Source organism: Promicromonospora sp. NPDC059942, assembly GCF_042731755.1.
Taxonomy (GTDB): domain Bacteria; phylum Actinomycetota; class Actinomycetes; order Actinomycetales; family Cellulomonadaceae; genus Promicromonospora.
In genome coordinates this window covers 32,824-55,406 of the sequence record NZ_JBHWLR010000029.1, presented here as the reverse complement: position 1 = coordinate 55,406, position 22,583 = coordinate 32,824, and the positions used below count along the sequence as shown (strand labels likewise).

Annotated in this window: 12 protein-coding genes; 9 read left to right on the top strand and 3 right to left on the bottom strand. The window is 73.1% G+C overall.

All coding sequences use genetic code 11. The features are described from left to right. Positions 1 to 220: 220 nt before the first annotated feature. Entirely contained in the window at positions 221 to 3,685 is a 3,465-nt protein-coding gene (locus tag ACFV9Q_RS27265; protein ID WP_377237034.1) for a S8 family serine peptidase, read from the top strand. A gap of 87 nt (positions 3,686 to 3,772) precedes the next feature. Here ACFV9Q_RS27265 and ACFV9Q_RS27260 read toward each other — a convergent pair whose 3' ends face one another. Then, positions 3,773 to 7,636 (bottom strand): S8 family serine peptidase, encoded by a 3,864-nt coding sequence (locus ACFV9Q_RS27260; RefSeq protein ID WP_377237033.1) that lies wholly within the window; start codon positions 7,634 to 7,636, stop codon positions 3,773 to 3,775. A gap of 205 nt (positions 7,637 to 7,841) precedes the next feature. Between ACFV9Q_RS27260 and ACFV9Q_RS27255 the strand changes: the two genes are divergently transcribed. From ACFV9Q_RS27255 to ACFV9Q_RS27230, 6 genes are all read left to right on the top strand, one after another. After that, positions 7,842 to 10,694, top strand: a complete 2,853-nt coding sequence (locus tag ACFV9Q_RS27255; protein ID WP_377237032.1) for an ATP-binding protein — start codon at positions 7,842 to 7,844, stop codon at positions 10,692 to 10,694. A 287-nt stretch (positions 10,695 to 10,981) separates the two neighbouring features. Beyond that, positions 10,982 to 12,019 (top strand): LacI family DNA-binding transcriptional regulator, encoded by a 1,038-nt coding sequence (locus ACFV9Q_RS27250; protein WP_377230542.1) that lies wholly within the window; start codon positions 10,982 to 10,984, stop codon positions 12,017 to 12,019. Next, the gene (locus ACFV9Q_RS27245; RefSeq protein ID WP_377237031.1) at positions 12,016 to 13,302 is read left to right on the top strand and encodes an extracellular solute-binding protein; all 1,287 of its coding nucleotides are present in this window, start codon (positions 12,016 to 12,018) and stop codon (positions 13,300 to 13,302) included. The genes ACFV9Q_RS27250 and ACFV9Q_RS27245 overlap by 4 nt, the downstream gene beginning before the upstream one ends. A gap of 5 nt (positions 13,303 to 13,307) precedes the next feature. Next, positions 13,308 to 14,231 (top strand): carbohydrate ABC transporter permease, encoded by a 924-nt coding sequence (locus tag ACFV9Q_RS27240; protein WP_377237030.1) that lies wholly within the window; start codon positions 13,308 to 13,310, stop codon positions 14,229 to 14,231. 1 nt (position 14,232) lies between these two features. Beyond that, positions 14,233 to 15,066 (top strand): carbohydrate ABC transporter permease, encoded by an 834-nt coding sequence (locus tag ACFV9Q_RS27235; protein WP_377237029.1) that lies wholly within the window; start codon positions 14,233 to 14,235, stop codon positions 15,064 to 15,066. 9 nt (positions 15,067 to 15,075) lie between these two features. Next, the gene (locus ACFV9Q_RS27230; RefSeq protein WP_377237028.1) at positions 15,076 to 16,062 is read left to right on the top strand and encodes a glycoside hydrolase family 130 protein; all 987 of its coding nucleotides are present in this window, start codon (positions 15,076 to 15,078) and stop codon (positions 16,060 to 16,062) included. Positions 16,063 to 16,149: 87 nt separating this feature from the next. Here ACFV9Q_RS27230 and ACFV9Q_RS27225 read toward each other — a convergent pair whose 3' ends face one another. After that, positions 16,150 to 17,808 carry a glycoside hydrolase family 13 protein gene (locus tag ACFV9Q_RS27225; RefSeq protein ID WP_377237027.1) on the bottom strand — a complete coding sequence of 553 codons (1,659 nt, stop codon included), beginning with the start codon at positions 17,806 to 17,808 and terminating at the stop codon, positions 16,150 to 16,152. A gap of 105 nt (positions 17,809 to 17,913) precedes the next feature. Here ACFV9Q_RS27225 and ACFV9Q_RS27220 point away from each other — a divergent pair, with 105 nt between their 5' ends. Then, positions 17,914 to 19,128: an ROK family protein gene (locus ACFV9Q_RS27220; protein ID WP_377237026.1), complete on the top strand. Its 1,215-nt coding sequence runs from the start codon at positions 17,914 to 17,916 to the stop codon at positions 19,126 to 19,128. A gap of 49 nt (positions 19,129 to 19,177) precedes the next feature. Here the strand turns inward: ACFV9Q_RS27220 and ACFV9Q_RS27215 are convergent, their stop codons facing one another. After that, entirely contained in the window at positions 19,178 to 20,767 is a 1,590-nt protein-coding gene (locus tag ACFV9Q_RS27215) for a zf-HC2 domain-containing protein (protein ID WP_377237025.1), read from the bottom strand. A gap of 401 nt (positions 20,768 to 21,168) precedes the next feature. Here ACFV9Q_RS27215 and ACFV9Q_RS27210 point away from each other — a divergent pair, with 401 nt between their 5' ends. Beyond that, positions 21,169 to 22,425, top strand: a complete 1,257-nt coding sequence (locus tag ACFV9Q_RS27210) for an alpha/beta hydrolase family protein (RefSeq protein ID WP_377237024.1) — start codon at positions 21,169 to 21,171, stop codon at positions 22,423 to 22,425. Positions 22,426 to 22,583: the final 158 nt, after the last annotated feature.

Here is a 22,583-nt window from a genome sequence, read left to right as displayed (position 1 = left end):
GCTTTGAGGCGACTCAAAGCGAAGAAACCCGGGCCTCAAAGGGGAGTCGGCGCGGCGGGGCGGCAGAGCCCCCGCGCCCCCGAGACCGGCCCCGGATTCGCCTGTCGAAAAAGTCCGTTCCGAGTATTTTCGCTGGTCATACAACCTCCGCGTGGTTCACCTGCGTCTGGGTTACGTGGCGCCGCACAGGCGGCGTGCTCGACTCGGACGGGAGAACCCGATGCGCAAGAGAGCAAGTGCAGCGGCGGTCGCTCTGGCGATCGCACTGGGCGGGGGGACGTGGGCGACCGCGGCCGTACCGCAGGACACACCGGCACCCCTCGACACCCAGGAGCGGCCCACGGCCGCCGGACCGGGGGCGGGGCGCACGACGACGGTGACGCTGCTGACGGGCGACGTCGTCTCCGTGAAGACCGCGGCCGACGGCTCGCCGGACGCCGAGACCGTGACGGTGGCGCCCGGCCCGGGCCGGGAGCACATGGCGTTCTTCCAGCAGCGCGAGGGGGACCACCTCTACGTGATCCCGCGCGACGTGGCGCAGCTCGTGCCTGGCCGCCTGGACCGCGCGCTGTTCGACGTGACCGGCCTCGTCGAGGCCGGGTACGACGACGCCTCGCGCGACTCGCTGCCCGTGATCGTCCAGACCGCGGCCGCCGCCGACGCGGCGGCCGCCGACGCGGCGGCCGCCGACGCGGCGGCCGCCGACGCCGCCGGCTCGGACGCCACAGGTTCCGACGCCGGAGCGCGCGCCGCGGCACCCGCCGAGCAGGACTGGGCGGCGTCGGGCGTCACGCCCGATCGGGACCTGGAGTCCGTGGGCGCGGTGGCCGACGTGCTGCCGAGGGGCCGGGCGGAGAAGCTGCTCGACGCCCTCGCGCCGGTCCCGTCGCCGGACGGCGCCAAGAGCCGCAAGGCCGTGGACGCCGACGCCGTCGGGTACGTCTGGCTGGACCAGCCGGTCCGCGCGTCGGACGCCGACTCGATGCCGCAGATCGGCGCGCCCGAGGCCTGGGACGCCGGGTTCACGGGCGAGGGCGTCACGGTCGCCGTGCTCGACTCGGGCATCGACGCGACGCACCCCGACCTCGACGAGGTGGTGGTCGGCGAGCGCGACTTCACCGGCAAGGGCGACGTGACCGACGGCGCCGGCCACGGCACGCACGTCGCCTCGATCCTGGCCGGGTCGGGCGAGGCGTCCGACGGCGTCAACCAGGGCGTGGCCCCGGACGCCGACCTGCTGGTCGGCAAGGTGCTGGACGACGAAGGCAACGGCACGCTCTCCGGCGTCATCGAGGGCATGGAGTGGGCGGCCGCGGAGGGCGCCGACGTGGTCAACCTGTCGCTCGGCAGCTTCCTCTTCGACGTCCCCTCGCCGGACGCCGTGGCGGTGGACGAGCTGTCCGCGCAGTTCGGGACGCTGTTCGTCGTGGCGGCGGGCAACGACGGCGACCTCGGCCCCGGCACCGTCGGCTCGCCGGGCATCGCGGCGTCGGCCCTCACGGTGGGCGCCGTGGACGACGACGACGCGGTCACCTGGTACTCCAGCCGCGGCGGCGTCGACCCGGGGCTGCTCAAGCCGGACGTCGCGGCGCCGGGCGACGGGATCGTCGCCGCGCGGGCCGCTGGCACGACGGCGGGCGACCCGGTCGACGACCTGTACACCGCGCTGAGCGGCACCTCCATGGCGACCCCGCACGTCGCGGGTGCGGCCGCCGTGCTCAAGCAGGCCCGGCCCGACCTGGACGGCCAGGCCCTCAAGTCGGCGCTGATGGCCTCGGCCGAGCCCACGGGCGCGGACGTCTTCTCCGAGGGCGCGGGGCGCATCACCATCCCCGGCGCCCTCGCGCAGGAGGTCACCGCGACCCCGTCGTCCCTCTCGCTGGGCACCTTCACCTGGCCGCACGACGGCGAGTCCTCCGCCGGCACCCTGACCTACGCCAACGCGGGTGCCGACGATGTCACGCTCACCCTGGCGGCTGACGTCACCGACGTCTCCGGCAGCACGGTGCCGGACGCGGTCACGCTGTCGGCCGACTCCGTCGTCGTGCCCGCCGGCGGGACCGCCGAGGTCGACGTGACCACGACCGACGGCCCCGGCGAGCTCGGCGCGATCGGCGGCAACGTCGTGGCGACCGCGGCGGACGGCACCGAGGTGCGCACCCCCGTCGGCTGGGTCAGGGAGCGCGAGTACGTGGACCTGACCGTGCGCGCCGTCGACCGCGACGGCGAACCCGTCAGCGCGGACACCTGGGGTGCCGCGATCCGCGTGGACGTGGAGACCGGCGAGCCGTACGCCACCAACCTCTTCTTCAAGGACGGCGTCGCCAGGGCGCGCGTCATCCCGGGCGTCTACAGCCCGGTGGCGTTCATCGAGACGTTCGACGACGACGGCGCGGTCACCGACGCGCTGTTCCTGGGCAGCGGCGAGGTCGACGCCACCGCCGACGCGGAGGTGCTCCTGGACGGCACCACGGCGCAGGAGGTCACCACCTCGACACAGCGCCCGGCCGACCTGGCGAGCCTGGGCCTGTCGCTGGAGACCGAGGACTCGCTGGAGTGGGCCTTCGCCGGCATCAACGTGAAGTACGGGCCGGAGACCGACCTCGCGCTCACCCCCGTCCCGGCGGCGACCCACGGCGACTACGACACCATCGTCCAGGCCACGCTGCTGCCGCCGACCACCGGGGACGAGGCGGCGCCCTACCGCTACGACCTCGCGCACCACAGCGAGGGTGTCGAGGTGCCCGCGCTGCGGGGCGACCGGCGCACGACGGTAGCGGTCGACACGACCTACGGCGCCTCGGTCGGCGACACGCACCAGGCGGAGCGCATGTACTGGGAGCCGGGCACCATCATCGCCGGCGGCCTCGTGGAGGCGGTCCCCGTGGGCACGCGGCGCACCGAGTACCTGACGGCGCTGCCGGGCTCGTGGTACCTCCGGTCCGAGATCCAGGAGGACGGCGTCGGCGTGGTGCTCGCCGAGGCCGAGACGCACGTCTGGAGCGAGCCGGGCCGCGTCAAGCAGGGTCTCGCGGCGGGTGTGCTCGCACCCGCGGTCTCGCGCATCACGCCCGTGGAGCACTGGGACGACCGCCTCAGCCTGGCCCCGACCGACCGGGCAGACGACGACGGCGGCGTGCTGTGGGGCTCCGACGTCGCGCTGCGCCTGCGCGTGTGGCAGGACGGCGAGCTGGTCGACGACGTCCCGGAGCCCTACTCGTTCCCGACCGTCCCGGAGGGCGGGGCCGACTACCGGATGCTGCTGGAGAGCACCCCGGACGACCCGGCCTACCGGCTCGCCACCAGCGTGCGCGGCGAGTGGACGTTCCACGCGCGGTCGGACGCCGAGGCCAACTCCCGCCCGCCGCTGCTGGACACGGCGTGGGACGTGCGCGGGCTCGACCCGTCCGGCTCGGCGCCCGCCACCACCCGGGTGCGGGTCACCGCCGCCCACCAGGACGACGCCTACGACGCCTCGGCGGTCGAGGACGTGCGCCTGTGGTGGTCGGCGGACGACGGCGCCACCTGGCACCGGGCCAAGACGGTCCGCACCGAGGCGGGCGTGCTCGTCGCGTCGGTCAGGGCACCTGCCGGGACCGAGCACGTCTCGCTCCGCACCGAGGCCCGGGACGCCGCCGGCGGCGCGGTCAAGAAGACGGTGATCCGGGCCTACTCGATCGACTGACCCAGGCCGGATGAGATGAACGCGGGCCCGGTGGCACTCTGAGCGATCAGAGTGCCACCGGGCCCGCGTTCACCTACCCGGCCTGGGTCAGCTCCACGGGACCAGGTAGGAGATCGTGGCCATGTCGGCGTCGCTGGTCATCTCGTCGAGCTGGTAGTTGCTCTGGCCCGTGACCACCACGCGGGTCTGCGACCCCGGACCCGTGGTGACGGCCACCGCGTTGGCCACGTCGCCGGAACCACCGGCGTCGTACAGCGCGGACCAGACCTGCTCGCCCGTGGCGACCGAGTAGGCGACGGTCGCGAAGTCCTCCTGGGTCTCCGCCTCCGCGCTCTGGCCCGTGACCACCACGTGGTCACCGCTGGGGGTGAACGCCGCGGTGTACGCGACGTCGAGCCCGTGCGCCGACCCGTCGTACCGCGCCGACCAGCGCTTCTCGCCCGTCGCGACGTCGTAGACGGCCGTCAGGTAGTCGCTGCCGGTGCCCTCGCCCCACGAGTTGCCCGTGATGACGACGGAGCCGCCGTCCGGGCTCACCACGACCGCGCGAGGAACATCGGTGTCGCCGATGCCGCCGTCGAGCCGGTCGGTCCACAGCGCCTCGCCGGACTCCAGCGAGTAGCCGATGGTGACCCAGTCGTTCGAGTTCTGGGCGCTGCTGTTGTCGCCGGTCACCACGACGGTGCCGTCCGGGGTGATCGCCACCGCGCCGCCAGAGCCACCCTTGTCGTCCGGGCCGTCGTAGGTGGCGTCCCAGAGCTGCTCGCCGGTGGCGGCGTCGATCGCCACGGTGCCGAAGTCGACGAGGCTCTTGCCCTCGCCGCGGCTCTGCCCGGTGACCACCACGGCCGAGCCGTCCGGCGACGCGGCGATCGCCCGTGCGGCGTCCGTCTCGTGCACCGGGCCGTCGTACAGGTTGCGCCACAGCTCCTCGCCCGTGGCGGCGTCGTACGCGACGGTGCCGTAGTCCGCGGCACCCTGGTCGTCCAGGATCGACATGCCCGTGACGTAGACGGCCGAGCCGTCGGGGCTCACGGCCAGGGCCTCGCCGTAGTCGGACACCCCGGCGGCGTCGTACACCGAGACCCACAGGCGCTCGCCGGTGGCGGCGTCGTAGGCGATGGTGACGTAGTCGGCCTCGTTCCCGTAGCCCCCGCCCGAGGCGAGCACGAACAGCGTGCTGCCGTCCGGGCTGAGGCCGAAGCCGGTCTGCTCACCGCCCACGCCGGTGGGGCCCCCGTACACGTCCGACCACAGGGGCCGGCCCGTCGCCGCGTCGTAGGCGGCGGTCACGGGGGAGTTCTGGAACCCGCCGAAGCTCGCGGGCGAGGTCTGACCGGCGGTGTAGACGACCTTGCCGTCCGGCGAGGTGAGCGTCTCGTTGCCGTTGTCGTCGTTGGCGCCCAGGCCGTTCTCGCCGCCGTTGAAGCGGGCGGTCCAGGCCTCGGCGCCCATGCGCAGCACGATGGGGGAGCGGACGGTGTGGCCGCCGCGCCCGTCGGACCACGTCAGGTGCCCGGCGAGCCGCACGTTCAGCGCGGCCTCGCCACGCGTGAACGTGACGGTGAACGACGCCGACTTCCCGGGCGACAGCGTCAGCTTGCGCGGGCTGACCTGCACGCCGAGGCCGTCCAGCCCCGTCACGTCGGCCGTGTAGGTGGCGCGCTTCTTGCCCACGTTGGTCACCGTGCGGGTGACGGTCTGGCCGTCGGCGGCCCGCCCGATCGCGATGGAGGGCGTGTTCAGGTCGGACGGCGCGAGGGAGTGCCCGTCCTTCTCCAGCGCGTCGCAGGTGTCCTGCTGCACGCCGTCGGTGGCACCGCAGAGGAAGGAGAACCAGTCCTCCACGCTGCTGTCGTAGACCAGGCCCGGGTCGGTGGAGTCGTCCGCGGCCACGTGGCCGCCGCCCTGCTGGAACAGGGTGGCCGGGGTCTCGGGGTCGGCGTCCAGCACGTCCGTGCCGGTCGTCATCAGGGCCGACTTGACCGCCATCGGCGACCACTTCGGGTGCTCCTCGACCAGCGCCGCCGCCAGGCCCGCCACGTACGGCGCGGACATGCTGGTGCCGCTCATCAGGTTGAAGTCCAGGCCCTGCTGTCCCGGGGGCGCCACGGAGGCGAGGATGTCCTGGCCGGGTGCGGTGACGTCGGGCTTGAGGATGTCGCCGTTGCCCGCCAGCGACGGGCCGCGCGAGGAGAACGCCGCCGTGTACGGGGCGGGCGTCGAGGTGTCGACCGAGGCCGCGGCGATCGTGGCCGTGGCGCCGGACGTCTTGGCGTAGGCGATCAGCGCGTCGCGCTCGGTGTCGGCCACGTGCACGGACGGCACGGCCTGGACGTCGGTGTTGAGCGTGTCGCCCTCGACGGTGTTCACGAGGATCATGCCGACGCCGCCGGCCTCGGCCACCGCCGCGCCCTTGTTCACGCGGGGGTTCTCGCCGCGGTCGCAGAGCACGATCTTGCCGGCCACCTTCGCCGGGTCGAGCGCGGGCTTGCCGTTGTTGTCCCCGGTGGTGAAGCACAGACCCGCGTTCGAGACCGTGGCACCGGCTGCGACGACGTCGCGCCCGTAGACGAACGGCGCCGGGCCCACGACCTTCGCGGCCAGCGACGTGCCGGAGACCGTGGTTCCGTTGCCGAGCGTCGCGGTGGACCGCGCGGAGGTGGAGTGCGTGGCCGCGGCCACCGTGGTGATCCACGGGCTCGGGTGCGCCACCGTGCCGGACGCCGGGCCGCTGTTGCCCGCCGACGCGGAGACGAACACGCCCGCCTGCGCCGCCGCGAGGAACGCGAGCTCCGTCGGGTCCAGGAAGTCGGTCAGTGTGCCCGAGACGGAGAAGTTGATGACGTCCACGCCGTCCGCGACGGCCTGGTCCACGGCGGCGACGATGTCGGAGGGGTACCCGCTCGCCGTCGAACCGTCCTCGGCGGACCACAGCGCCTTGTAGGCGGCGATCCGGGCGCGCGGCGCGATGCCGCTCACCGTGGAGCTGAACTTGTTGAGCGGACCGGTGACGGCGACGTCCTTGTTGCCGCCCGCGGTCGAGGCCGTGTGGGTGCCGTGCCCGTTGTAGTCACGCGCCGACTGGAACTCCCACGGCATCTCCTGGGCGATGCCGGCGTCGCCGCCCCACCCGTCGTTGAAGTGCCGCGCCGAGACGAGCTTGTTGTTGCACGCGTCGTCGTCCCACGAGTCGTCGCCGACGGTCTCCGCGTCGTCGCACTCGCCGTCGAACCCGCGCAGGCGCTGGTAGGCGGGGCGGCCGCGCTTGTCCTTGTCGGAGAAGCTGGCGCTGTCCGGCCAGATACCGGAGTCGATGACGCCGATGACGACGTCCTCGCCCGCGGCGGAGTGCTTGGTGAGGCCCTGCGGGCTCTTGAGCTGCGCCGGGGCGTCGGAGCCGTCCTTCTGGTCGCTCCAGACGGTGATGCCCTCGTCGCCGTCGTCGCCGCCCTTGTCGTCGGCGGCGGGCTGGTCGGCCGCAGGGCTCTTGTCGTCGGCCGTGGTGGTGTGCACCAGCACGTCCTCGGTGACCGACACGACGCCCGGCTCGGTGCGCAGCTCGGCCGCCTGGGCGGCCGTCAGCGACGTCGCGAACCCGTCGAACGAGTACACGTACTGGTAGATCGTGTCCTTGGCGCCCACACTCGACAGGGCGGCGCGGTGCCTGCCCTTGAGGTGCTTGGCGTACTCGACCACCTCGGGGGCGGTCGGGTCGACCTTCTCGCCGTCGGCCGGCTTCGTGGCGGCCAGACCGGCCACGCCGCCCGTGTAGGTCGCGACGGGCTCCAGCGCCATCTGGACTATGTAGTTCTTCTTCGCCGTGGCCTCGGGCTGTGCCCCGGCCGCAGGAGTCGTCGCCGTCGCCGTGAGCGCGAGCGCGATCGTCACCGCCGCCGCGCGGCGCACATGCCCGCGTGACAGCCGGCGTTCGTCGGACCGTCGGTCCATGTGCCCTCCTCTGCATCAGCCGCGGTGCATCCGCGGCTGATCAGTGAACGTAATGGCATCGATTGTCGGAAACATCAGTGCCATACACTGACTTTTGCCTCACGACGGGCATCCCCGGCCCCCGGGTACGACACGGAGGGAGCGGCCGTTGAGTCTTGACCAGACGACTGCCGCGCCGGCCCGACCGCGAGTTTCACCCGTCCTGGTGGGCCGCACCGCAGAGCTCGAGTCCCTGGTCCGCAAGGTCCTCGCGACCCCCTCGCTGGTCGTGATCGACGGCGAGGCGGGCGTCGGCAAGAGCCGGCTCGTCCGCGAGCTCGCCACCGACCCGGCGCTCGCGGGCCGCCCCGTGCTCATCGGACACTGCGAGCACCTCCAGGAGCCCCTGCCCCTCGCGCCGGTGCTCGACGTGCTCTCGCACCACGCGGACCTGGTGCCGCCCGGCGACCACAACCCGATCGTCGGCGCCCTCGCCCCGCTGGTCCCGGAGCTCGGCGACCGCCTCCCGCCGCCGCCCCCCGAGCTGGCCGACCAGGGCGCCGCCCGGCACCGGGTGTTCCGGGCCGCCGCCGAGCTGCTGGACCGGATGGGCCCCGCCGTGCTGGTCCTGGAGGACGTGCACTGGGCCGAGAGCAGCACCTTCGACTTCCTGACCTTCCTCGCCGCGCACCAGCCCGCGGGCCTGTGCATCGTGCTGACCCTCCGCAGCGGCGGGGCGCCGCTCCCGGTCCGCGAGTCGTTCGCCCGGGCGGCGTCCGGCCCGCCGCTGGCCCTCACCCTGCGCCCGCTCGACCCCGCCGGCGTCGGCGAGCTGGCCGGGCGGATCCTCGGTACCCCGGTCTCCGACGCGTTCGCCGCCTCGCTCCACGAGCGCACCGGCGGCATCCCGTTCGTGGCCGAGGAGGTGCTCGGCACCCTGCACGAGACCCCGCTGCCCGACGACGGCGCGCACCAGGACGACGTGCTCACCGACCTCGCGGTGCCCACCGCGCTGCGCGACGTCGTGCTCGGGCGGCTCGACGGCGTCGCCGAGGGCACCCGCGAGGTGCTGGGCGTCGCGTCCGTGCTCGACCACCCCGTCGACGTCGACCTCATCGCGGAGGTCACCGGCCTCCCGCCGGCCGACGTCGTCGCCGCCCTGGTCGACGCGATCACCGCGGGCCTCCTGCACGAGCAGGACGGGCAGGTGCGGTTCCGGCACGTGCTGGCCGAGCAGATCGTCTACGACGCGCTGCCCACGCCCACCCGCCGCCTGCTGCACCGCACGGTCGCCCGCGCCATCGAGGACCGCGAGGGCCCGCGGCCTGTGGCCCGCCTGGCGCACCACTACCAGCGCGCGGGGGACACCATCCGGTTCGTCCGCTACGCCGAGGACGCCGCCGACCTCGCCGTCACGCACGGCGACGACGCCCACGCCGCGCGGCTCCTGGTGCAGGCCATGGAGACCGACCTGCCCACCGACCATCGGCTGCGACTGGCGGTCAAGCTCGGCCGGGCCGCGGTCGACGGCCTGGCCCACGTCGAGGCCGTACCCCTGCTGCAGCAGCTCCTGGCCACCGAGCTGCTGCCGAGCGATGTGCGCGGCGAGCTCCGGTTCGCCCTCGGCCGGCTCCTCCGGCAGCAGGGCCTGGCCGACGCCGGCTACCGCGAGATCGAGCAGGCCCTGCCCGACCTCGCCGCGCACCCCGCGCTGCTCGCGCGGGCGCTCGCGGTGCTCGCCGCGCCCGAGACCGTGGCCGACCGCCCCATGACCGTGCACGCCGCCCGCGGCGAGCAGGCCCGCGACGCCGCCCGGCGCAGCGGCGCCCCCGAGGTCGAGCTCGCGGTGCGCATCGCCGACGCGTCGCTCCTGATCGAGCAGGGCCGGCCCGAGGGCTGGTCGGTCGTGGAGGAGCTGCTCGCCGACGAGGCCCTGGCGGACTACCCGCGCGAGCACGCGCGTGCCTGCGTGAACTGGTCACAGGCGGCGCTGCACGTGGGGCACGTGCGGCGCGCCGAGCGGCTGCTCGCCGAGGGGCGGCGCGTCGTGGCGGCCGCGGAGTACCTGCGGGTCACCGACGTGATCGAGCTGGTGGCGGCCGCCGTCGACTGCTCCGCCGGACGCTGGGCCGACCTGGCCGGCCGCGCGCACGAGCTGGTGGTCCGCCGTCCGGGCTATGACGCCGCCACCCTGGACGACCACCTGCTGCACGGCATCATGCTGGCCGCCTCCGGCGGCACCCAGGAGGCCGTCGCCCACTTCACCGCGCTCGTGGAGGACGCCGCCCGCGTGGGCGCCGTCTGGCCGCTGCTCGCCGGCCGCAGCGCGCTGGCCCGCCTGCTGCTCACGCTCGACGACGTCGAGGGCAGCGCCCACCAGGCCGGTCTCGCCGTCGCGACGGCGCGGCAGAAGGGCAACTGGGTGTGGGCGGCGGAGCCCCTGCTGTGCCTGGTCGACGCGCTCGTCGCCCAGGGCCGGACGGCGCAGGCCCGGGCGCACGTCGAGGAGCTGGCCGCCGGGCTCGGCGTGGTCGACGCCCCGCTGGCGCTGGCGGCCCTGCTCTCGTGCCGGGCGGTCGTGGCGCACGCCGGCGGCGACCACGCCGCCGCCGTCGGGCTGCTGCGCGAGGCGCGTACGGTCGTGGCCGACGCCGGGCTGCGCCACGAGGAGTCGCGCGTGGTCGAGCGGCTGGGCGTCTGGCTGGCCGAGGACGGCGACGCCGAGGGCGCGGCGCTCCTGGAGGAGGCGCTACGCGGCTACGGCGGCCGCGCCGCGAGCAACGACGTCGCCCGGGTCGCGCGGACCCTGCGCCGCCTGGGCCTGCCCGTGCCCTACCCGTGGCGCGGCGGCCGGCGTTCCAACGGGCTCGGGCTGTCCGGCCGCGAGCGCGAGGTCGCGCTGCTCGCCGCGCAGGGCCGCACCAACCGGCAGATCGCGGCCGACCTGTTCCTCTCGCCCCGCACGGTCGAGAGCCACGTGCGCAACGCCCTGCGCAAGCTCGGCTGCACCTCCCGCGCCGACCTCGCCGTCCACCTGCTCGACGACGCGGGCGAGGACCGCACGCCCGCAGCAGGCTGACCCGCCCTCCCCGCCGGTCGCGCCCACCCGCCCACCCGCCCACCCGGCTGACTGGGCGACCCGAGGATGCCGAGTCAGCGGGTTGGTCCGACCACCCCACTGACTCGGCGACCCGACGACGCCGAGTCAGTCGGGCGGTCCGACCACCTCGCTGACTCGGCGATCCGACGACGGTGAGTCAGTCGGCTGGGCGGCCTCATCCGGCAGTTCGGGGCACGATCGTCAAACCGGTTGACCGGATCGTCAAACCGGTTTTACGTTGACGGCCCCGATGACGGAGGAGAGCGATGGACAGGCCGACGATCGACGACGTCGCCCGCGCGGCGGGCGTCACCAAGGCGACGGTGTCCCACGCCTACAGCGGCAAGCGGCCGATCTCCGCGACGACGAAGGCCCGGGTGTTCGCCGCCGCGCAGCGGCTCGACTGGGTCCCCAGCTCACGGGCCCGCGCGCTGGCCGCGCGGCGTACCGACGCGGTGGGGGTCGTGCTGTCCCGCGATCCTTCGATCCTGGCGTCCGACGCCTTCTTCCCGGCGTTCATCTCGGGCGTCGAGGCGGTGCTCGCGGAGCACGAGATCGCTCTCGTGCTCCAGGTCGCGAGCACCCGCACGGCGGAGGAGCGCGCCTACCGGGCCATGGCGAGCGGACGGGCGGACGGCGTCATCGTCCTCGACCTGCACCGCGTCGACTGGCGGGTGGGCTACCTCCAGCAGATCCGCCTGCCGGCCGTGCTGCTCGGGGCGTACGACGCCGAGAGCCCGTTCTCCACCGTCCGCACGGACGACGCCGCGCCGGTCCGCGACCTGGTCGCCCACCTGCGCGACCTCGGCCACACCCGGATCGCCCACGTGTCGGGCCCGCTCGACTACGTGCACTCGCACGCCCGCGCGGGGGCGTACGTCCGCAGCGTCGGCAGCAAGGAGCTGCTGCGCGAGGGGGACTTCACCGCCGGGAGCGGCCGTGCCCTCACGGCCGAGCTGCTCGACCTGCCCGACCGGCCGACGGCGATCCTCTACGCCAACGACACGATGGCCATCGCCGGCTATTCCTACGCCCGGAGCCGGGGCCTGCTGGTCCCCGACGACCTCGCCGTCGCCGGCTTCGACGACGACCACCTCTCGGCTCACCTGAGCCCTGCCCTGACCAGTGTCTCGACCGACCCGTTCCGGCGGGGGCGGGTGGCCGCCGAGCGGCTGCTGGCCGACCTCGCCGGCGAGCCGCCCGAGTCCGTGACGGTCGACTGCAACGCGCTTCGCCTGCGAGCCAGCACTGCCGGCCCCGCACCCGAGGCACCCCACACCGAACTCGAGGAGGAGTTCTCATGAAGCACCCCCGTCTGGCCGGAACGGCCGCCCTGCTCACCGCGGTGGCCCTGACCGCCGCCTGCTCGTCCGGCGGCGGCGGAGGTGACGGCGGCGGCGAGAACCCCTCCGGCACCGGCCCCATCACGGTCTGGCTGTCCAACAACGAGCAGGAGGTCGGCTGGGGGAAGGACGTCGTCGACGCCTGGAACGCCGAGCATCCCGACGAGAAGGTCACCGCCCAGGAGATCCCGGCCGGCTCGTCGTCCGAGGAGGCCATCACCGCCGCGATCACCGCGGGCACGGCACCCTGCCTGGTCTACAACATCTCCAGCGCAGCGGTGCCCGGCTGGGTCCGCCAGGGCGGGCTCGTGAACCTGTCCCAGTTCGAGGACGGCACGAGCTACATCGAGGACCGGGTGGGCGAGGGCGCGCAGACGTACCTCACCGACGACGGCTACTACCAGCTTCCCTGGAAATCGAACCCGGTCATGGTCATGTACAACAAGAAGGTCTTCGAGAAGGCCGGGATCGACCCGGAGAACCCGGACATGGCCACCTACGACGACTTCCTCGCGGGCAGCCGCAAGATCGTGGAGTCGGGCGCCGCGGACAGCGCCATCTGGCCCTCGCCGACCAACGAGTTCTTCCAGCCGTGGTTCGACTTCTACCCGCTGTACCTGGCCGAGTCGGGCGGCACTTCCCTGGTCGAGGACCAGCAGGCGACGTTCGACGACGAGAACGGCAAGGCCGTCGCCGACTTCTGGGCGACGATCTACTCCGAGGGCCTCGCGCCGAAGGAGGCGTCGACGGACGACGCCATGTCGGCCGGCACCACCGCCATGCAGATGGCGGGCCCGTGGGCCATCGCGTCGTACGCCGAGAGCGTCGACGTCGGCTTCATGCCGGTGCCGACGTCGACCGGTGAGGCGGAGCCGATCACGTTCGCCGACTCCAAGAACGTCTCGATGTTCACCTCGTGCGAGAACCAGGCCACCGCCTGGGAGTTCCTCAAGTTCTCCACCAGCGAGGAGAGCGACGGCCAGCTCCTGGAGGCCACCGGTCAGATGCCGCTGCGCACCGACCTGGCCACCACCTACGCCGACTACTTCGCGGCGAACCCCGCCTACGAGGTGTTCGCCGACCAGGCGCAGCGCACCGGCGACGTGCCGAGCATCCCGAACTCGGTCGAGGTGTGGCAGGCCTTCCGCGACGACTACTCGTCGGCCGTCATCTTCGGCAGCAGCACCGTCGAGGAGTTCCTGAGCGGCGCCGCGGAGACCATCAACGGGCTCGTCCAGGGCTGATCCGGGTGAGCACGGCAACGGATGAGCTGCGCACCACCGAGGTGCGCACCACGCGGCAGAGATGGTGGGGGCGGCAGCCGATCGGCACGCTGTTCGCGCTGCCCTACCTCGTCTTCGTCCTCGCGATCTTCGCGTACCCGCTCGGGTTCGCCGTCTACATCGCGTTCCACGACTACTTCTTCACCGCGCCGGGTGTCGACGTGCCCAAGCCGTTCGTGGGGTTCGACAACTTCGCTGCCGTGCTCACCGACCCGCAGGTGCTGGAGGCCTTCCGGAACATCGGGGTCTTCCTGGTCATCAACGTGCCGCTCACGGTGGTGCTGTCGATGGTGCTGGCCACGGCCCTGAACGCCGGGATCCGCTGGGCGGCGGCGTACCGCATCGCCTTCTACGTGCCGTACCTGACGGCGAGCGTGTCGCTGGTCGGGGTGTGGATGCTGCTGTTCTCGTCGGGCGGGCTGGTCAACTCGGTCCTCGGGCCGCTGGCCCCGGACCCGTCGTGGCTGGTCAGCTCGTCGCTGGCCATGCCGACGATCGCGCTCTACGTCACCTGGAAGCAGCTCGGCTTCTACATCCTGCTGTACCTCGCGGCGCTGCAGAGCGTGCCGCGCGAGCTGCACGAGTCGGCGGCGACCGACGGCGCGAACGCCTGGCAGCGGTTCCGCAACGTGACCGTGCCCGGCGTCCGCGCCACCACGGTGCTGGTGCTCGTGCTCGCGATCATCACCGGCGCCAACCTGTTCACCGAGCCCTACCTGCTGACCAACGGCGGCGGCCCCGACGGCGCGTCCGTGACCCCGGTGCTGCTCATCTACCAGCGCGGCATCCAGCAGCAGAACCCGGACACCGCGGCGGCGATCGGCATGCTGCTGGTCATCGTCGTCGGCGTTCTCTCGCTCGCCGCCAACCGCATCAACCGGGAGCGCTGACATGCGACGACAACGCGGGACCTGGGTGCGCTACCTGCTGCTCACCCTCGCGGCGGCCGTGTTCGCCTTTCCCTTCTACTACATGGTGGTGGGGGCCTTCCAGGAGAGCCCCACCAACACCCCCGACCAGCTCCTGCCGACGTCCGGCTGGACGCTCGACAACTTCGCGGCGATCGACTCGCGGATCGACCTGCTCGGCTCGCTGGGCAACTCGCTGATCTTCACCGCCGGCGTGCTGCTGGGCACGGTGACGTTCGGGCTGCTGGCCGGCTACGCGATGGCCCGGCTGGACTTCCGCGGCCGGGGCGCCACCTGGGTGCTCATGCTGCTGGTCCAGATGGTGCCGTTCCAGCTGCTGATGATCCCGCTGTACGTGCAGATCACGCGGGGTTTCGGCCTCGGGGACACGTACCTCGGGATGATCCTGCCGTTCGCGATCAACACGACCGCCGTCTTCATCTTCACGCAGTTCTTCCGGGCACTGCCCCAGGAGATGTTCGAGGCGGCGCGGATCGACGGCGCGAGCGAGCTGCGCATCCTGCGCTCCATCGCCGTGCCGCTGGTCAAGCCGGCCCTGACGACGGTCGTGCTGGTCACCTTCATCGGGCCGTGGAACGAGTTCCTCTGGCCGTTCCTCATCACCAAGGACGCCACGCTGCAGCCGCTCGCGGTCTCCCTGGCGAACTACATCTCCAACGTGGCCCAGTCCACCGCCAACCCGAACGGCGCGATCCTCGCGGGCGCCACCACGCTCGCGTTCCCCGTCGTCATCCTGTTCTGCCTGTTCCAGCGGTACTTCACCGCATCCAACATCGGCTCCGCCGTGAAGGGCTGACCCACAAACATGGACGTCACCAGCATGTTCACCCACGCCACGTTCCCGCTCGGGCCGTTCGTCCCGTACGAGAACAACCCGATCCTGCGCCCCCGCGGGGGCAGCTGGGAGTCGGCGAACCTCTACAACCCGGCGGCCCTGGTGGTCGACGACGAGGTGGTGCTCCTGTACCGGGCCCACGCCGAGGACATCGTGTCCCACATCGGGCTGGCCCGGAGCAGCGACGGCTTCCACTTCGAGCGCGAGGCCGAGCCGATCCTCTCGCCGGTGGAGGACTACGAGCGCTACGGGTGCGAGGACCCCCGCATCGCGTACATCGACGGCACGTTCTACCTGACCTACACGGGCTGGGACCGGCACAGCGCCCAGCTCTGCCTCGCCACCTCGACCGACCTGCACGACTGGACCAGGCACGGGCCCATGTTCGAGTCGTTCGACACCTTCGCGACCGTCGACCCGCGCGGCTTCAACTGGTCCAAGGCCGGCGTGATCGTGCCGGTGCGGATGCAGGGCAAGTGGTGGATGTATTTCGGCGAGGGCGCCATCTACTGGGCCACGAGCGACGACCTGATCCACTGGACGCCCGGCACCCCGGACACCGAGCCCATGTACTCGCCGACGCCGGGGTCCTTCGACGCCGACCTCGTCGAGATCGGCACCTCGCCGGTGCTGACCGAGAACGGCCTGCTCGTGATGCTCACCAACGGGGCCACGCGCACCATCAACCCGGACGGGAGCGTCGACGTCGACTACCGGTGCGGTCAGATCGCCATCGACCCGGACAACCCGACCAAGGTGCTCGCCCGGCTGCAGGACCCGTGGCTGCGGCCGCAGACGTTCGAGGACCGCAACGGGCTCGTGTCCAACGTGACGTTCGTCGAGGGCCTGGTGCACTTCCAGGACAGGTGGCTCGCGTACTACGGCCAGTCGGACACCACGCTGGCCGTGGCCGTGCACGACCCGAAGCAGACCTGGGGCGCGACGCTCGGCGCCTGACCCGGAGCCTGCGCGACACCATGCAGTTGCTGCCAGGACGAGTCCCGTCCTGGCAGCAGCTGCATGGTCATCGGCCGCCGTGCGGCGTCAGGCCGTGCGGACCCAGGCCGTCGTCGCGCCCGGCAGCAGGCCGTCGGCCAGCGGCTCGCTCGTGAGCAGCACCTCACCGTCCGGCAGCGCCGTCGGCTCCGTGCCGAAGTTGGTCACGACGTGCCAGCCGCCCGGCCGCGCGAAGTGCACGACGTCGTCCGACGCGTCCAGCCACTCCAGCGTCTCGTCGGTCTGCAGCTCGTCGCGCAGCGCGAGCGCCGCCCGGTAGAGCTCCAGCGTCGAGCCGGCGACGCCGTCCTGCGCCTCGACCGACAGGTCGCCGTAGCCCGCGGGCTGCGGCAGGTGGGCGCCCCCCGTGCCGAAGCCGAACGACGAGCCCTCGCGCGTCCACGGCAGCGGCACGCGGCAGCCGTCGCGGCCCGGGTCGACGCCGGGGTTGCGGAAGAACGCCGGGTCCTGGTGCTGGTCGGCCGGGATGTCGGCGACCTCGGGCAGGCCGAGCTCCTCGCCCTGGTACAGGTAGGCGCTGCCCGGCAGGCCCAGCATGAGCAGGGTGGCCGCGCGGGCGCGGCGCAGGCCCAGCTCGACGTCGGCGGCGGGCTCGGTGCCGCCCGACAGCAGCCAGGCCTGGCCCTGCTTGCCCGGCTTGCCGTCGCGCGGCGGCAGGGCGTAGCGGGTGGCGTGGCGGACGACGTCGTGGTTGGAGAACACCCACGTGGTCGACGACCCCGACGCCGCGGACAGCGCCAGGTTGTCGGTGATGATCTTCCGGTACTGGGCCGCGTCGAAGTCGGCCTCCAGCAGGTCGAAGTTGAACGCCTGGCCGAGGCCGTCGGCGCTCGCGTAGCGCGGCCGCCGGGGCGTGTCGACCCAGGCCTCGGCCACGGCGATGCGCGGCGGGGTGTACTCGTCGAACACCTGGCGCCAGCCCGCGTAGATCTCGTGCACCTCGTCGCGGTCCCACAGCGGGTGGGCGCCGGGCTCGGTGATCGCGTCGAGCTCCGCCTGGCTCGGCAGGTTCTCGGCCAGATCCTTGGTCAGGCCGTGCGCCACGTCGATGCGGAAGCCGTCGACGCCGCGGTCCGACCAGAACCGCAGAGTCTGGTGGAAGTCCTCGCGGACCTCCGGGTTGTCCCAGTTGAAGTCGGGCTGCTCCTTGGCGAACAGGTGCAGGTACCACTGGCCGTCGGGCACGCGGGTCCACGACGGGCCGCCGAAGATGCTGGTCCAGTCGGCGGGCGGCTGCGCGCCGTCCTCGCCCAGGCCGTCGCGGAAGATGTAGCGGGCGCGCTCCGGGCTGCCCGGCGCCGCGGCCAGGGCCTGCTGGAACCAGACGTGGAGGTCCGAGGAGTGGTTCGGCACGATGTCGACGATGACGCGGATGCCGGCGCCGTGCAGGGCCTCCACCATCTGGTCGAACTCGTCCAGCGTGCCGATCCGCGGGTCGACGTCGCGGTAGTCGGCCACGTCGTAACCGCCGTCGGCCAGGGCCGACGGGTAGAAGGGGCTCAGCCAGACGGCGTCGATCCCGAGGCGCTTCAGGTACGGCACGCGCGAGATGATGCCCCGCAGGTCACCGATGCCGTCGCCGTTCGCGTCGGCGAAGCTACGCGGGTAGATCTGGTAGACGGTGGCCTGCCGCCACCAGGTGGGGTCGTCGACGAGGAGCTGCTGCTCACTGAGGGTGCTGGTCACGGTGCTGGATCCTTTGCTGTCGTGGTCGAGCGGTCGTAATTTTATGCAAGCGTTAGATTTAATGCCCTGGAGAGAGCCTCCAGCGTCTGGGACGAAAGGTCAAGCGTGAGCCGAGCACCCCAGAACGCGTCGTCGTCCGGACTGCTGAGACGCATCAACGCCGTGAGCGTGCTCGACTTCGCCTGGGCCACCGACGTCTTCACCGCCACCGAGGCCATGCACGCGACCGGGCTGACCCGCTCCACCGTGATCAGCCGGTGCGCCGAGCTGATCGAGCTCGGCTGGATGCGCGAGGTCGAGCGCGCGCCCGAGCCCGCGGGGAAGGGCCGGCCCGCCCGGCTCTACGAGCTGCGGGCCGACGCCGGGTACGTGGTGGGCGTCGACGCCGGGCAGCACCGCGTGCTCGCCACCGTCAGCGACCTCCGGGGCGCCGAGGTGGGCCGCCAGGAGCACCCCATCGACCGGGCGCACGACAACGCGCCCGACCGGCTCGCCGTCGCCGACACCACGATCGACGAGGCGCTCGCCGCGGCCGGCGTCGACCCCGCGCGGGTGCTGGGGATCGCCGTCGGCGTGCCGGCCCTGACCGACGCGCAGGGCGCGACCCCGCCGGGGCCGAACACCTTCTGGGCGCGCATGAACCCGGGTTTCGCCGAGCACTTCCGGGAGCGCGGCTGGCACGCGACCGTCGAGAACGACGCCAACCTCGCCGCGCACGCCGAGCGCGCCCTCGGGGCGGGGCGCGACGTCGGGTCGTTCGCCGCGCTGCTGTCCGGCGAGCGGTTCGGCGCCGGCATCGTGGTGGACGGCAACCTCGTGCGCGGCAGCAACGGCGGGGCCGGCGAGATGCGCGTGCTCGACTACGTGGTCGGCGTGGGCAGCCCGCACGGTCTCGGCCACCTCGCCCGCGCCTGGGGCCGGGAGGCGCGCGAGTCAGGCGTCCTGCCCGCCGACAGCGCCCTGGGCGCCCTGCCCGCGAGCGCGATCGACGCCCCGGCGGTGTTCGCGGCGGCCGCGGCCGGCGACGCCGGCGCCATCGCCGTCGTCGACCGCCTGGCCGACCGCCTCGCGCGGGTGTGCGCCGTCATCGACGGCATGCTCGACGTGGACCGGATCGTCGTGGCGGGCGGGGTCGCGCCCGTCGTCGGGGACCTGCTGCGGCGCACCGCTGCTCTGCTGGACGGGATGGTGCACCCGCCGGCCCCGGAGCTCGTCGCGTCGTCGTTCGGGGCGGACGCCGTGATCGTCGGGGCGTCGACGCTCGCGCTGGAGCGTGTGCGGACGGAGGCACTCGACCTGGCGCTGGGGGTCGGGGGCTAGCGGTCGTTGGTGCGGGGTCGTTGGTGCGGGGCCGTGAGTTCGGGTGGTGCTAGCGGCCTCGGCCGTTGTGGTGGCCGTGGCCCTTGTCGTGGCTCTTGCCGTGGCCGGAGCCCTTGCCCTTGTCAGAGCCCTTGCCCTTGTCGCTGCCCGGGCCCTTGTCCTTGCCGTGACCCTTGCCGCTGCCGTGGCTCTTGTCGTTGCTGTTGCCGGGGCCCTGGCCGTTGCCACGGCCGTTCCCGTTGCCCTGGCCGTTGCCCGGCCCCTGGCCGTGGCCGTTTCCGCCGCCCTTGCCGTGTCCGTTGCCCTTGCCGGGGCCCTGGTCGTTGTCCTTCCCCGGGCCCTTGCCGTGGTCGTTGGACGGGTTGCCGGGCGGGCCGCCGGGGCCCTTGTCGGGCGGGCCGGGCGCCGGGGGAGTCTCGGGCTTCGGCTCCGGCTCCGGTTTCGGCTTGGGGGCCGGCGGCGTGTCCGGCTTGGCCGGACCGGGGTCCTTCGACTCGGGCTTGTCCTTCGCCGGTGCGGGGGCCGCCCGGGGCGGCACGGGGGTCCCCGCGGGCTCGGCCGGCGTCTCCGCCGTCACCGCGGAGGCGGGCACGGCGGCCGTGACCGGGTCCGGTGCCGCAGTCGGCTCGGCGTCGGTGTGCTCCTCGGCGGGCGCGGCCGGACGGCGCGGCGGGTCGGCGGGCGAGGAGGGTTCCCGTGTCGGGTCCGACTCGACGGGGGACTCCGGGCCCCCGCCGTCGAACGGCTCGCCGTCGGCCTGGATGGAGGGGCTGTCGGGCTGGACGGCGATCAGGGCCATGGCGCCGGCGCCGATGGCGAGCGCCGCGACCACGGCGGCGGCCACCGCGGCGTGCTTGGTGCCGAACGAGCGGAGCCTGGTCGCACGCGTGGACCCGGCAGCGCCTGCGATACCCGCACCGGCGGCGGTGCCGGTGAGCAGTCCGCCGGCGATGAGGTGTTGTCCGAGGTCGCGGAGCATCCAGGAGACCTCGCGGACGTCGATGAACGCGCGGGTGCATTCGCCGCAGCCGTCCATGTGGACTTCCAGGCGGCGTTGCCGGCGGGGCAGGAGGCGGCCCTTGAGGTAGTCGTGCATCGCGGCGCGGGTGGTGCGGCACTCGGGTTCGTTGACGGTCTGGGCGTGCGCGGCGGCGAACGCGCCGGCGAGGCGTTCCTCGGCGCGGCGCAGTCGCATGGTCACGGCGTGGGGGCGGACGCCGAGGCCGGTGGCGATGTCGGTGACGGCCATGTCGTGGACGTGGCGGTCCAGGAGGATCTTGCGGTCCTCGTCGGCCAGGTCGGACAGCGCGGTGCGGAGCATGGAGACGTCGGCCTCGCGCTCCGCGTCCAGCTCCGCCCCGGCGACGGGCGGGGTGAGGCCGTCGAGGGTGTCGTCCTCGACGGGGCGGGCACGGCCGGCCTCGCGGGTCATGGAGATGGCCTCGTTGACCGCTGCGCGTCGCCAGTAGGGGGCGGGGTCGTCGATGGTGCCGCCGGTGGAGACGATCCGGACCATCTTTTCGAGGGCGCGGCTGGTGGCCTCCTCGGCGTCGATGCCGGGTACGCGTGCTGCGACGGAGCGTACGACGTTGGGCCGGTGCACCACCCAGTCGTCGACCGGTGCGTCATCGATGGTCACGCCGATCCACCCCCTTTCCGCGCAGAGCTGTCCCCACTTCGACGATCCCGGGAGGCGCAGCCTGGGGTGCGCTGCACTGATAGGAGATACGGGCTAAATGCGTTGATCGGCCTACACGTGATTGATGTCTGAAATTGCACGTGAAAGGCGACGTTCCGCCCGATCCCGTTCGGGCCAGCATACGTAACGCAGCTTCAATATGGCCCGCTACGGCGGATGAAATCTGTCTCAGACCTGCCGTCCGGGCGCTGACCTGCGACGTCGTGCAGCGCTCGTGGATGAATGCCCGTAGAGGACAACCCCGACATTTCGATCCAGCCCGTTCGGGGATCTCCCGGGCTCGCCCCTGGAACCCGCGCAGAACCCTTGGCCGGCTCCTCGCGGTGTGAAAAAACTCTGGCATGAGGACACCTGAACACCTGGTCAGATCCGCTTTTGTCGCAACCGCGGTCGTGGCGTGCACGGCCCTCGTGGCACCGAGCGCGGTGGCGCTCGTCGGGGCGGCGGCAGGGCCGACGTCGGCCGTGGCGGTTCCGGCGTCGGCGGTCGCGGCGACGGCGTCGCCGGCCGCGCCCTCGGTGCTCGCGCCGGTTGAGGCAACGGCGTCGGACGCGGACGAACCGATGCTCTCCCTGCCCGAACCGACGGGGCGGTACGCCGTCGGGCTGATGCCGCTCCACCTCGTCGACGAGGACCGCGCCGACCCGTGGGTGCCCGAGGCACGCCGTGAGCTGATGGTGTCGCTGTGGTACCCGGCGGTCCCGCGCGGCGAGATCGCGCCGTACACGTCCGAGGCCGTCTCGACGGCGATCATCGAGGCCGCCCGGCTGCCGGTCGCGCCCGACATCCTGGCGACCGTCGAGGCCCACGCCTACGACCGGGCCGCGGCGCTCCCGGGGAAGCGGCCGCTCGTGGTGCTCTCGCCGGGAGCGAGCCTCAGCCGCGAGTCGCTGACGTCGCTCGCCGAGGACCTGGCCTCGCGCGGCTACGTCGTGGCCGGAATCGACCACACGTACGAGGCCCGCGTGGTGGAGCTGCCCGGCGACCGGGTCGCCGGGTGCCTGCTCTGCGAGCAGGAGAACACCGCCGAGCTCGGCGCCCGGGTCGCGCACGGGCGCAGCGCCGACATCAGCTTCGTGCTGGACGAGCTCACCGGCGGCCGACTCGGGCGGCATGCGCCGGCGATCGACGCGCGGCGCATCGCCGTCGTCGGCCACTCGCTCGGCGGGGCCAGCGCGGCGGCCTCGGTCATGGACGACCCGCGCGTGGACGCCGGGGTCAACCTCGACGGCACGTTCCAGGTGGACTTCCCCGAGGGCGGGACGGACCGGCCGTTCCTCATGCTGGGCGGTGCCGCGCACGAGCCGGGCGCCAGTGACGGGACGGACTGGCCCGACAACTTCGCGCGGCTGGGCGCGACGAGCCGGTGGTTGCAGGTCCCGACCGCGAACCACGGCTCGTTCACCGACCAGCTCATGTTCCTCGACCAGCTCGGGGTGCCGCTGCCCGGCGGCCCGGGCACGATCGGCGGCGAGCGCGGTGTGCGGATCACGAGCGCGTACGTGGGCGCGTTCCTGGACCGGCACCTGCGCGGCCTGGACGCCCCGCTGCTCGACGGCCCGTCGCCGGCGTACCCGGAGGTCGAGTTCGCGGGCTGACGCGGTGAGCCGGGCGCGGCCGGGCGCGGCCGGCGCGGATGTGCGCTTCTACCCAGTCATTGGGCCTGGAAACAAACCAAACCCCGACCCAACAACCAAGGAGAAACGCACTCCCGCGGAGGCAGAACAAAAAAGCGGGGAAGGGGAGGTCAGGTCTC